Here is an 11858-nt window from a genome sequence, read left to right as displayed (position 1 = left end):
TCAGGCCTCGAGACCGTCGGCGACCGCACGCAGGATCGCGGCGGTCTTGGCGGTGCGGGCGTCGTCGGGGTAGCGGCCACGGCGCAGGCCGTTGCCGAGGGTCTCGAGCTGCTTCATCAGGTCCTCCACGATCAGGGCCATCTCCTCGGGGGAACGGCGCTTGGCCTTCGCGACGGACTTGACGGGCTCGAGCAGCCGGACGTCGAGCGCGGACGGGCCGCGACGACCGTCGGCGACACCGAACTCGACGCGGGTGCCCTGACGGGGCTCCTGCGCGTTCGCGGGCAGCGCGGAGGCATGCAGAAAGACCTCGCCGCCTGCGTCGTCGGCGATGAATCCGAAACCGCGTTCAGTGTCGAACCACTTAACCTTGCCGGTGGGCACGTGAACCTCTATCTCGTCCGAGCGGATACCTGGCATCAGGCTACCGGTCGTGCGGCGTGGTCGTCGCATTCTGCCCGCGCGTACGCGCAGGTCTCCTGCCATGGACCCCGCACGCGCGTAGCCTGGAGCGGATGTCCACCTTCCCGACGTACGGCCGCGCGGTTGCCGCTCTCGACGCCGACGCGCTCGCCACGCTCCTGGCCGCGCGTCCCGACCTGGCCGCGCCCGCGCCGTCGTCCCTGCGCTCGCTCGGCGCCCGCGCCACGGGCAGGCCGTCTCTGGAGGTCGCGCTCGGCGGGCTCACGACGGCGCAGCTCGCCACGCTCGAGACGGTCGTCGCCCTGGACCCGGGGTCGGAGCCGGACGTCGGAGCCGGGCTGGACGCGCGCGACCACGTCGGGCCGGGACTGGTCGCGGAGCTCGCCGACCGGATGCTCGTCTGGCACGACGACGCCGGTCTGCTGCGCCCCGCCCCCGGCCTCGCGGACGTGCTCGGCCCGTACCCCGCCGGCCTGGGGCCGCACGCCCACGGGTCCGCGAGCGCCGTCGCGAACCTGGACGACCTGCTGTCTGCCGCGCCCGCGGGCGCGCGGGAGATCCTCGACGCGCTGACGTGGGGGCCGCCGATCGGGGTGCGTCCGGCGACGGGGCCGGGTGCGGAGGCCACGCGGTGGCTGGTCGAGCGGGATCTGCTGGTCGACGCCGAGGAGCACGTGGTGCTGCCGCGCGCGGTGGGCCTGGCGCTGCGTGGCGGGCACGTGCACCGCGAGGTGCTGCTGGCCCCGCCGGCGCCGCCCGAGACGGCGGCCCCGACGGTCGACGAACGGTCCGTGGAGGCCGAGTCCGGCCGGGCGGCGACCGAGGCCGTGCGCTGGGTCTCGACCGCGATCGACGTGTGGTCGACGGAGCCCCCGGAGCTGCTGCGCTCGGGCGGCCTCGGGGTGCGCGAGCTGCGCCGGGTCGCGCGCACGCTGGAGATCGACGAGACGGACGCGGCCCTGGTCCTGGAGGTGGCGCTCGCGGCGGGCCTGATCGCGGCCGACGAGGACGTGCTGGCGCCGACGACGCTCGTCGAGGACTGGCTGGACCTGGAGACCCCCGAGCGGTGGGCCGCGCTGGTCTCGGCGTGGCGGTCGAGCCCGCGCACCGGGTGGCTGGTGGGCACCCGGGACGCCCGCGGGGCGCTGCGCTCCGTCCTCGACCCGGACCTGCAGCGCACGTGGGTGCCCGCGCTGCGCGCACGGGTGCTCTCCGCGCTGCACGAGATGCCCGGGCGCCGTCCGACGCCCGAGGCGGTGCTCGACGTCCTGCGCTGGTACCGCCCGCGCACGGTCCCGCCCGACCAGGCCGTGCGCGGGATCCTGCGCGAGGCGGCTCTGCTCGGCGTGACCGGCGCCGGGGCCTTCTCGCCGGCCGCCCTCCCGCTCCTGGACGACGAGACCTCTCCCGAGGGCCTGCCCGCCCCGCTCGCCCAGGCGCTCCGCGCCGTACTGCCCGAGCCGGTGGACGAGGTCCTCCTGCAGGGAGACCTCACCGGGATCGTGCCGGGGACGCCGACGTCGACGCTCGCGGCGCTCCTGGACGCGACCTCCGACGTCGAGTCGCGCGGATCGGCCACGACGGTCCGCTTCTCCGGGTCGTCGATCGCGCGGGCGCTGGACGACCGCTCGGCCGACGAGCTGCTGGCCGCGCTCGCGGCGCACTCCCCCGTCCCCGTGCCACAGCCGCTCGAGTACCTCGTGCGGGACGAGGCGCGCCGCCACGGCAGCATGCGGGTCGGCAGCGCGTCGTCGTACGTCCGGTCCGACGACGTCGGTGCGCTCGCCGCTCTCGCCGAGGACCCGACGCTGGGACACCTGGGCCTACGGCTGCTCGCACCGACCGTGCTGGTCGCCTCCGCCCCCGGGCCCGAGGTCCACGCCGCCCTGCGGGCCGCGGGGCGCTCGCCGGTGGTCGAGTCCGCGGACGGCTCGATCGTGCACCTCGCCGAGAGCAAGCGGCGGACGCGGACGAGCGTGCGGCCCGCGTGGTTGCCGCCCGGACGGCGGCCCCGGCCCGTCCGCCCCGACCCGCGCCTGAACGAGACCGGGGACGAGACCCCGGCGCAGCGTGCGGAACGCGCACGCCGGGTGGCGGCGCGGCTGCTGGCGCGGGCGCAGGCCCAGCCGGACGACGCCGCGGCCACCACCCCCGGCGCCGAGCACGCGGTTGTGCACACCAACGGCGGCGTTGATGTCCACAACGGCGTGGTCGCCGGGAGTCAGCCGCCCGGGGACGTCGTCGCCCTCCTGCACGAGGCCATCGCGGACCGCGCCGAGGTGGACGTCGAGCTGATCGGCAACCGCGGCGTCCCGGAGACGCGACGGCTCAAGCCCCAGCGTCTCGACGGCGGGCGCCTGCGCGCGATCGACCTGGCCCGCGAGGCAGAGATCACCGTGGCCGTCCACCGGGTGGCGTCGGTGCGCTCGGTCTAGCCAGAGCCCCGGCCGGCTGTCACCGCCGGTCGATGTAGTAACGTAGTGACGACCGAGACCGGAGGTGCACGGTGGTGACCTATTCCGCACGCTCGTTCAACCACGACCTCTCGCGCGCCAAGCGCGACGCCGAGGGCGAGGTCGTGATCGTCACCGACCGCGGCGTGCCCTCGCACGCCCTGCTGAGCTACGCCGAGTACCGGCGTCTGACCTCGCCCACCCCGGGCCTTGCCACGCTGCTCAGCGCGGACGACGACGTCGAGCTCGAGCCAGCCCCGTCAGACCTCCGTCTCGGCGCCGCCGACCTATGACGTTCCTGCTCGACACCAACGTCCTGTCTGAACTCCGCAAGCGACCTGGTCGCCGCGACGAGAACGTCGCCACCTGGGCCGACTCCCAGCCTCTGTCCCTGCTGTACACGTCCGTGATCTGCCTGATGGAGATCGAGCGCGGCGTACTGCAGCGGGAGCGGTCCGACGCCCGGCAGGGCGCGGTGCTGCGGCGATGGCTCGAGGAGACCCTGCTCCCGGCGTTCGACGGGCGGGTCCTGCCGCTGGACCTCCCGGCGAGCCGCCTGGCCGCGGCCCGGCACGTCCCTGACCCCCGCCCGGAGCGCGACTGCCTGATCGCGGCGACAGCGCGCGTCCGCGGGTTCACCGTCGTGACGCGCAACGTCCTGGACTTCGCTTCCACCGGCGTCGCCCTCGTCAACCCGTGGACCACCACGTAGCCGAGAGCGTCCGGCCTGCCGGGGACCGACCGCCCGGCGCGGAATAGCAGCACCGCAGATCCGTTGAGACACTAGAAGGTCGGCACCGGCACCCCGGGCCGACCGCGCACGCGAATCGAAAGGTGCCCATGCCTGACGGCCCCCTCATCGTCCAGTCCGACAAGACAGTCCTCCTCGAGGTCGACCACGAGCTCGCGGGCGAGGCCCGCCGCGCGATCGCGCCGTTCGCGGAGCTGGAACGCGCCCCCGAGCACGTCCACACGTACCGGCTGACGCCGCTCGGCCTGTGGAACGCGCGCGCCGCGGGGCACGACGCCGAGCAGGTCATCGACGCCCTCGAGCGGTACAGCCGCTACCCGGTGCCGCACGCCCTGCTGATCGACGTCGCGGAGACGATGTCGCGCTACGGCCGGCTGCAGATGCTCACCGACCCGGCCCACGGCCTCGTGCTGCACGCCCTCGACAAGGCGGTGCTGACGGAGGTGCTGCGGTCCAAGAAGACCGCCGGTCTGGTGGGCGAGAAGCTCGATGACACGACCGTCGTCGTGCACGCCTCGGAGCGCGGGAACCTCAAGCAGGTGCTGGTCAAGCTCGGCTGGCCGTGCGAGGACCTCGCCGGGTACGTCGACGGCGAGAAGCACGCGATCGCGCTCAGCACGGAGATTACGACGACGGAGCCCGACGGCTCGCAGACGACGTCCCCCTGGCAGATGCGCCCGTACCAGGCCCAGGCCGTGGACGGGTTCTTCCACGGCGGCTCGGGCGTCGTCGTGCTCCCCTGCGGTGCGGGCAAGACGATCGTCGGCGCCGGCGCGATGGCGAAGTCGGGGACGACGACGCTGATCCTGGTGACCAACACCGTCAGCGCGCGCCAGTGGCGCGACGAGCTGCTGCGCCGCACCGACCTGACCGAGGACGAGATCGGCGAGTACTCGGGCGCTCGCAAGGAGGTCAAGCCGGTCACGATCGCGACCTACCAGGTGCTCACGACCCGCCGCAAGGGCGTCTACACGCACCTGGAGCTCCTGGACGCCCGCGACTGGGGCCTCGTGATCTACGACGAGGTGCACCTGCTGCCCGCCCCGATCTTCCGCATGACGGCGAACCTGCAGGCCCGCCGCAGGCTCGGCCTGACGGCCACCCTGGTGCGCGAGGACGGCCGCGAGGACGAGGTGTTCTCGCTGATCGGCCCCAAGCGGTACGACGCACCCTGGAAGGACATCGAGGCCCAGGGGTACATCGCCCCGGCCGACTGCGTGGAGGTGCGGCTCACGCTGCCCGACTCCGACCGGATGGCGTACGCGATCGCGGAGCCGGAGGAGCGCTACCGGCTCGCGGCGTGCGCGTCCGGCAAGAACCGCGTCGTGGAGCAGATCGTCGCCCGCCACCCCGACGACCAGGTGCTGGTGATCGGCCAGTACATCGAGCAGCTCGAGGAGCTGTCCGGGCACCTGGACGCCGACCTCATCACCGGGCAGACCCCCGTCGCCGAGCGCCAGAGGCTGTTCCAGGCGTTCCGGACCGGTGAGATCAACCGGCTCGTGGTCTCGAAGGTCGCGAACTTCTCGATCGACCTGCCCGAGGCGTCGGTCGCGATCCAGGTCTCCGGGTCGTTCGGGTCCCGGCAGGAGGAGGCGCAGCGCCTCGGACGCATCATGCGCCCGAAGGCCGACGGCCGCACCGCGCACTTCTACACCGTCGTCGCGCGGGACACCGTCGACCAGGACTTCGCGGCGCACCGCCAGCGGTTCCTCGCCGAGCAGGGCTACGCCTACCGGATCGTGGACGCGGAGGATCTCGGCGCTGCCACCGACCGCTCGCTCTAGGCGTCGACGAGCCCTCGGTTCAGTTCGACACAACCGAAGTGTTGCGCCAACAGACCGTTTGGCGTTGCCAAAATGTTAGTGCATCGATGCAGAAGTAACCTGGCAGAACACCCGAACAGCTCGGGAGTGCGCCCCACCGGCGAAGCAGTGCCGAATCGTTGATGTTCATCAAAACGTTGACGTTGCAACGATTCTCGCCGAACTGACCTCTTGACATCCCTTCGGAGACAGGCTTAACGTCACGATTGCATCACGGTGTATCGATGCACCGAGAAGCACCAGACCGTCCTGACCGTCATCGACAGCCGTAGGGAGCGGCGACCTGAACGAACCGGCGGGCGCACCGACGCACCCGCCGTGGAGCTCCGAACGATCCACCGCCGTCAGGACGGCCGACATCACGCGTGGCGCGACCCACGCAGGCAGGGGGCCGATCGCTCTCTTCCTGCCGCCCGCGCACCGCCGGTCAGCACCGCCACCCACCCCGACGCGGCCACGTCGGGGCCAGGCCTCGGGGCGGCTGACCACCAGCAACGCACGCGGACCGAGCAACGATGCCGGCCCGCGCCAGGCAACTCGAAGGGAAGAACGATGACATCCATCCGAGCACGGAAGCTCTCGGCCGCACTCCTCGCCGCTACGTTCCTCGTCGGCGGCAGCATCGCCACCTCCGGTGCGGCGACCGCCGCCGCACCCTGCGACTACCCCGCGCAGCAGATCGACCTCACCGACTGGAAGGTCACGCTGCCCACCGGCTCCGGGACCTCCCCGACCGAGATCGAGCAGCCCGACCTCTCCGACTTCTCGGTGGCCCCCTGGTTCCAGGTCAACTCCAAGTGCACGGGCATCCAGTTCCGTGCCGCCGTCAACGGCGTCACGACGTCCGGCTCCGGCTACCCCCGCTCCGAGCTGCGCGAGATGACCGAGGACGGCACGGAGAAGGCGTCGTGGTCCGCGACCTCCGGCACCCACACCATGGTGTTCCGCGAGGCGTTCAACCACCTGCCCGAGGACAAGCCGCACCTGGTCGGGGCCCAGATCCACGACGGCGACGACGACGTCACGGTCTTCCGCCTCGAGGGCACGAGCCTCTACATCACCAAGGGCAACGACACCCACCACAAGCTCGTGACCAGCAACTACAAGCTGAACACGGTCTTCGAGGGCAAGTTCGTCGTCAAGAACGGCCAGATCAAGGTGTACTACAACGGGGTGCTGCAGACGACGATCGCGCACACCTCCTCCGGCAACTACTTCAAGGCCGGCGCCTACACCCAGGCCAACTGCGGCAACTCCTCGCCGTGCAGCACGTCCAACTACGGGCAGACGTCCCTCTACAAGCTCGACGTCACCCACTCCTGACGGCCCGCGTGCCCGGTCCCGGTACCCCGGGGCCGGGCACGCCCGTGTCCGTCGACCCGCAGCGGCGAGCCGCGATGGCGCACGCGCGCCCACTGCGCGAGGATTCGGGGGTGATCACCCGCAGGGCCGCAGTGCCATCCGTCCTCGCACGTCTGATCGTCACAGCACTCGCGGCGCTCGCCCTCGTCGCCACGGCAGGCCCAGCCCTCGCGGAGGACCCCAGCAACCTCGAGTCGCCCGTCACCGACAGCGCCGACGTGCTGGGCGACGACGCAGACGCGATCGAGGAGCGCTTCGACGCGGTGTACGACGACACGGGCCTGCAGCTCTGGATCACCTACGTCTCCACGTTCGACGGGATGGACGGCGAGCAGTGGGCCGACTCGACCGCCACGGAATCCGGCCTCGGGGCCGCCGACGTGCTGATCGCGGTCGCGGTCGACGACCGGCGGTACGGGGTCTCGGTGGACTCCGCCTCAGGCCTGAGCAGCAGCGACGTCGAGGACCTCGACACCGCGGTCCGCACCGAGCTGCGCGACGACGACTGGGCCGGCGCGGCATACGCGGCGGCCGACACCGTCGACGGCAGTGCAGGCGACTCGGACGACAGCTTCTCCACCTGGCTCTTCGCCCTCCTGATCGGCGGGTTCGCCGTCATCTTCGTCGTCACGCTCGGACGATCCCTCTACCGGTCCCTGCGCGGCGCCAAGAAGTCCGACGCACCCGGGCGCAAGAACCCGAAGCAGGTCGACCCGTTCGAGGGGCTGGACGACGCCGAGCTCGCGCAGCGCGCCGCGGCAGCTCTCGTCACCCTGGACGACGCCGTCACGAGCTCCGCGCAGGAGGTCGGGTTCGCCGAGGCAGAGTTCGGCGAGGCAGCCGCGCTCGAGTTCCGCGCGGCCGTCGAGGCGGCGCGAGGGCAGCTCACGCAGGCGTTCGACGCCCAGCGCACCACCCCGGAGCGCGGCCGCGCGGCATCGGTCGAGGTGCTGGACCTGTGCGCGGCGGCCGGTGCCTCCCTCGCCACCTACACCCGCAAGTTCGACGAGCTGCGGGACCTGCGCCGTCGTGCGCCCGAGCTGCTCGACGCCGTCGAGGTCCGCGCCGGCGGGCTGGAGGCCCGGATCGCCGACGCGCGCGCGACGCTCGCCCAGCTCGGCCAGACCTACCCGGCCGAGGCCCTGACCTCCGTGGCGGACAACCCCGACCAGGCAGCGTCCCTCGTCACCGCGGCCCGGCAGTCCGTGGCGAGCGCCCGCACCGCCTCGCGCGCCAAGACCGTGCCGCACCTGCGCGCCGCCGAGGCCGCCGTGGACCAGGCCCGCACCCTGCTCGACGCCGTCGACGGCGCCGGCGAGGCCCTCGCCTCCGCGCAGCGCAACCTCACCCGCGCGGTCGGCTCCCTGACCGCCGACGTCGCGGACGCCGACCGGCTCGCCCCGGACGACCCCACCGTGCAGCGCCCGGCCGCGACCGCCCGCGAGGCCCTCAAGGCCTCCGCCGACACCCGCGACCCCCTGACCACCCTCGCCGAGCTCACCGCGGCCGAGGCCGCCCTCGACGACGCCCTCGCCCCGCACCGCGCCCAGGCCGAGCGCGACGTCCGCGCCCGCGCCCTGCTCACCGACACCTTCGGACGCCTGGACTCCCGGATCCGCGCGACGGGCGACTACATCGCGACCCGCCGCGGCGCCGTCGGCCCCGAGGCCCGCACGCACCTCGCCGAGGCGCAGCGCCTGCTCGCGGAGGCCCGCGCCCTCGCCGCCGCACAGCCCGCCGAGGCGCTGGCGGTCGCCCAGCGCGCCGAGACCGAGGTGCAGCGTGCCGAGGAGATCTCCCGCGCGCAGACCACGGACTGGCAGCAGCAGCACAGCGGGCCCTCGCGCCGCAACGACCCCTCGCTCGGCGGCATGGTGCTGGGCGGCATCCTCATCGACCAGGTGCTGCGCGGTGGAGGGCGCGGCCGACGCGGCGGACCCCCCGGCGGGTTCGGCGGAGGATTCGGCGGCGGCTTCGGTGGTGGCCGCGGCGGATCTGGCGGAGGCTTCTCAGGAGGCGGCGGTCGCAGCGGCCGCGGCGGACGGTTCTAAGACGGAGGACACGATGGCACGCAAGCAGAGCATCTTCGGGCGCATCGCCCAGCTGACCAAGGCAAACATCAACGCGCTCATCGACAGCGCCGAGGACCCCGAGAAGATGCTGGACCAGATGGTCCGGGACTACACCAACAGCATCGCGGAGGCCGAGGAGGCGGTGGCCCAGACCATCGGCAACCTCCGCCTCGCCGAGCGGGACCTCGAGGAGGACCAGACCGCGGCCACCGAGTGGGGCGCCAAGGCGCTCGCGGCGTCGCAACGGGCCGAGCGCCACCGCACGGAGGGCGACACCGCCAACGCCGACAAGTTCGACCGCCTCGCGCGCGTCGCCCTGGAGCGCCAGATCGCGGCCGAGGGCGACGTGAAGGCCGCAGAGCCGATGATCGCGTCGCAGCGCGAGACGGTGGCCAAGCTCAAGACCGGGCTAGAGACGATGCGCCAGAAGCTCGGCGAGCTCAAGTCCAAGCGCGACCAGCTGATCGCGCGTCAGCGCACCGCCGAGGCGCAGCAGCAGGTCCAGGGCGCGATCTCCTCGATCGACGTGCTCGACCCCACGAGCGAGCTCGGCCGGTTCGAGGAGAAGGTGCGCCGCACCGAGGCGCAGGCCATGGGCCAGGCAGAGATCGCGGCGTCGTCCCTCGACGCCCAGTTCGAGGAGCTCGAGGTCTCAGCGACCGACCTGGAGGTCGAGGCACGGCTCGCCGCGCTCAAGAACAACGGCTGACCCTCCCGCAGACGACGACGCCTGCCGCACCCGAGAGGTGCGGCAGGCGTCGTGGTGTCGGCGCGTCCGTCAGGCGGGCATGGTGTCGCGCGCGACGGACTCGACGAACGCGGTCAGGATCGCGACGCCGTGCTGCTCGATCCCCTCACGGGACTCGGCGAACGCCGCACGCTGGGCCTCGCGCTCGTCCTCGTCGAGGTCGGCCGTCCAGCGCTCGACCAGCTCGGCGGTCGCCTCCGGCTGGAACTGGAGCCCGAGGCCCGAGCCGATCCGGAACGCCTGGAACGGGTAGAGCTCGGAGGAGGCGAGCCACTGTGCCGTCGGCGGGAGCTCGGCCACGGCGTCGCGGTGGCAGGCGACGGCAAGCATCGTGCGCTCGGTCTCGCTGACGACGGCGGCAAGCACCGGGTCCTCGAGCGCGCCACGACGCCAGAACAGCTGCACCGGGCCGCACTCGAGCCCCGGAGGGGCGTCCACCTGGACATGGCCGCCGCCGGCCTGCGCCAGCAGCTGCGCGCCGAGGCCGATCGCCAGCACGGGAGTCTCGGCGGCGAGCGCGCCGGCCATCAGGTCGCGCACGGGGGCCAGCCACGCGGCGGCGTCCTGCTCGTGCACACCGACCCCGCCGCCGAGGACCACGAGGCCGCCGGCGACGTCGTCGACCGACGGAACCGGGTCGCCGTCGTACACGCGCACGAGCCGCGCGCCGACAAGAAGATCAGACGCGGCGCCCGGCCCGAAGGCGGCGTCCTGCTGAATGACTGTGATGGAAGTGTTCACGACCGTCACGGTACTCCCAGCCCGCGGCCACCAGAAGTCGCGTCCGCCGATAGGCTGACGGTATGTCCGAGCCTCGCACGATCCTGACCCCGAATCCGCAGGACCCCACGATCCGGCGCACGTATCTCCTCGTGGACGGGGAGAACATCGACGCCACGCTGGGGATGAGCGTGCTCAACCGGCGCCCCGCACCGGAGGAGCGCCCCCGCTGGGACCGCATCGCGCAGTTCGCCGCGCAGCTGTGGGACCAGCCCGTTACGCCGCTCTTCTACCTCAACGCCACGTCCGGGCAGATGCCGATGCCGTTCGTGCAGGCCCTGCTGGCCATGGGCTACAAGCCGATCCCCGTCGCCGCCGAGGGCAACGAGAAGGTCGTCGACGTCGCCATCCAGCGCACGCTCGACGCGATCGTGCCCCGCGACGCCGACGTGCTGCTCGCCAGCCACGACGGCGACTTCCTCCCCCAGGTCGAGAGCCTCGTCGCCGGTGACCGCCGCGTGGGCGTGGTGTGCTTCCGCGAGTTCGTGAACTCCCAGTTCGCGGCGCTGGCCGACCGCGGCCTGGAGTTCTTCGACCTCGAGGGCGACATCGGCGCGTTCCAGGTTCCGCTGCCGCGCGTGCGGATCATCCCCATCGGAGAGTTCGACCCGACGTTCTACCTGTAGACCGACCTCGGGCGGGTGCTCGCGGCCGTCCGCGGCCCAGCACCTGCTCAGGCGGCTCCCAGACTTTTCGACGACGATGGGGGCATGTCATTCGAGGCACGCCTCGTCGTCGTCGACGACGAACCGAACATTCGCGAGCTCCTGGCCACGTCGCTGAGGTTCGCCGGCTTCGAGGTGTTCGCCGCCGAGAACGGCGCCGGGGCGCTCGAGCTGATCCGTGACACCCAGCCCGACCTGGTGGTCCTCGACGTCATGCTCCCCGACATGGACGGGTTCACCGTCACCCGCCGCATGCGCGAGAAGGGCCAGCACACACCCGTGCTGTTCCTCACGGCCCGCGACGAGACCCAGGACAAGATCGCCGGGCTCACGGTCGGCGGCGACGACTACGTCACCAAGCCGTTCAGCCTCGAGGAGGTCGTGGCCCGCATCCGTGCCGTGCTGCGCCGCACCCAGGCCGAACCCGCCGAGGACGCCGTCCTGCGCGTCGGCGACCTCGAGCTCGACGAGGACTCCTACGAGGTCCGCCGTGCCGGCCAGCCCGTCGACCTCTCCCCCACCGAGTTCAAGCTGCTGCGCTACCTGATGATGAACGCCGGCCGCGTCCTGTCCAAGGCCCAGATCCTCGACCACGTCTGGCAGTACGACTGGGGCGGCGACGCCAACATCGTCGAGTCCTACATCTCCTACCTGCGGCGCAAGATCGACGCCGTCACGGTCGAGGGCCCCGACGGGTCGGGCGAGCCCGTCACCGTCGAGCCGCTGATCCAGACCAAGCGCGGCGTCGGGTACCTGCTGCGCAAACCCGCGCGCTGAC

The 11858-nt window shown here is 72.6% G+C and carries 11 protein-coding genes; 9 read left to right on the top strand and 2 right to left on the bottom strand.

The window, feature by feature from the left end; all coding sequences use genetic code 11:
- Positions 1-384, bottom strand: coding sequence for a cold-shock protein (locus Q343_RS0107385; RefSeq protein WP_029252950.1), 384 nt, complete (start codon positions 382-384; stop codon positions 1-3).
- A gap of 131 nt (positions 385-515) precedes the next feature.
- On the opposite strand from Q343_RS0107385, the gene Q343_RS0107380 reads away from it, so the two are divergent.
- From Q343_RS0107380 to Q343_RS0107350, 7 genes are all read left to right on the top strand, one after another.
- Positions 516-2858: a helicase-associated domain-containing protein gene (locus tag Q343_RS0107380; RefSeq protein WP_029252949.1), complete on the top strand. Its 2343-nt coding sequence runs from the start codon at positions 516-518 to the stop codon at positions 2856-2858.
- A 74-nt stretch (positions 2859-2932) separates the two neighbouring features.
- Positions 2933-3169, top strand: a complete 237-nt coding sequence (locus Q343_RS0107375) for a type II toxin-antitoxin system prevent-host-death family antitoxin (RefSeq protein WP_211248983.1) — start codon at positions 2933-2935, stop codon at positions 3167-3169.
- Positions 3166-3588 (top strand): type II toxin-antitoxin system VapC family toxin, encoded by a 423-nt coding sequence (locus tag Q343_RS0107370; protein WP_029252947.1) that lies wholly within the window; start codon positions 3166-3168, stop codon positions 3586-3588. The genes Q343_RS0107375 and Q343_RS0107370 overlap by 4 nt, the downstream gene beginning before the upstream one ends.
- 128 nt (positions 3589-3716) lie before the next feature.
- Positions 3717-5414, top strand: a complete 1698-nt coding sequence (locus Q343_RS0107365; RefSeq protein WP_029252946.1) for a DNA repair helicase XPB — start codon at positions 3717-3719, stop codon at positions 5412-5414.
- A 591-nt stretch (positions 5415-6005) separates the two neighbouring features.
- Positions 6006-6776, top strand: coding sequence for a polysaccharide lyase family 7 protein (locus Q343_RS0107360; protein ID WP_029252945.1), 771 nt, complete (start codon positions 6006-6008; stop codon positions 6774-6776).
- 110 nt (positions 6777-6886) lie between these two features.
- The gene (locus tag Q343_RS13925; RefSeq protein WP_043109884.1) at positions 6887-8866 is read left to right on the top strand and encodes a TPM domain-containing protein; all 1980 of its coding nucleotides are present in this window, start codon (positions 6887-6889) and stop codon (positions 8864-8866) included.
- Between the two features lie 13 nt (positions 8867-8879).
- Positions 8880-9596 (top strand): PspA/IM30 family protein, encoded by a 717-nt coding sequence (locus tag Q343_RS0107350; RefSeq protein WP_029252944.1) that lies wholly within the window; start codon positions 8880-8882, stop codon positions 9594-9596.
- Between the two features lie 69 nt (positions 9597-9665).
- Here the strand turns inward: Q343_RS0107350 and Q343_RS0107345 are convergent, their stop codons facing one another.
- The gene (locus Q343_RS0107345; protein WP_155990671.1) at positions 9666-10376 is read right to left on the bottom strand and encodes a type 1 glutamine amidotransferase; all 711 of its coding nucleotides are present in this window, start codon (positions 10374-10376) and stop codon (positions 9666-9668) included.
- Positions 10377-10438: 62 nt separating this feature from the next.
- Here Q343_RS0107345 and Q343_RS0107340 point away from each other — a divergent pair, with 62 nt between their 5' ends.
- Positions 10439-11041: an NYN domain-containing protein gene (locus tag Q343_RS0107340; RefSeq protein ID WP_052366983.1), complete on the top strand. Its 603-nt coding sequence runs from the start codon at positions 10439-10441 to the stop codon at positions 11039-11041.
- An 84-nt stretch (positions 11042-11125) separates the two neighbouring features.
- Positions 11126-11857: a response regulator transcription factor gene (locus Q343_RS0107335; RefSeq protein ID WP_029252941.1), complete on the top strand. Its 732-nt coding sequence runs from the start codon at positions 11126-11128 to the stop codon at positions 11855-11857.
- The last annotated feature ends 1 nt before the right edge of the window (position 11858 follow it).

This window comes from Paraoerskovia marina DSM 21750 (genome assembly GCF_000701465.1).
Classification (GTDB): domain Bacteria; phylum Actinomycetota; class Actinomycetes; order Actinomycetales; family Cellulomonadaceae; genus Paraoerskovia; species Paraoerskovia marina.
The sequence above is the reverse complement of the archived record's forward strand: the minus strand, read 5'-3'. Positions and strand labels throughout refer to the sequence as shown.

What these genes read in the sequence shown, in the direction of transcription:
- Q343_RS0107380 (WP_029252949.1), top strand. Translation starts at nt 516, where the DNA reads ATGTCCACCTTCCCGACGTACGGCCGCGCGGTTGCCGCTCTCGACGCC.
- Q343_RS0107370 (WP_029252947.1), top strand. Translation starts at nt 3,166, where the DNA reads ATGACGTTCCTGCTCGACACCAACGTCCTGTCTGAACTCCGCAAGCGA.
- Q343_RS0107365 (WP_029252946.1), top strand. Translation starts at nt 3,717, where the DNA reads ATGCCTGACGGCCCCCTCATCGTCCAGTCCGACAAGACAGTCCTCCTC.
- Q343_RS0107360 (WP_029252945.1), top strand. Translation starts at nt 6,006, where the DNA reads ATGACATCCATCCGAGCACGGAAGCTCTCGGCCGCACTCCTCGCCGCT.
- Q343_RS0107350 (WP_029252944.1), top strand. Translation starts at nt 8,880, where the DNA reads ATGGCACGCAAGCAGAGCATCTTCGGGCGCATCGCCCAGCTGACCAAG.
- Q343_RS0107340 (WP_052366983.1), top strand. Translation starts at nt 10,439, where the DNA reads ATGTCCGAGCCTCGCACGATCCTGACCCCGAATCCGCAGGACCCCACG.
- Q343_RS0107335 (WP_029252941.1), top strand. Translation starts at nt 11,126, where the DNA reads ATGTCATTCGAGGCACGCCTCGTCGTCGTCGACGACGAACCGAACATT.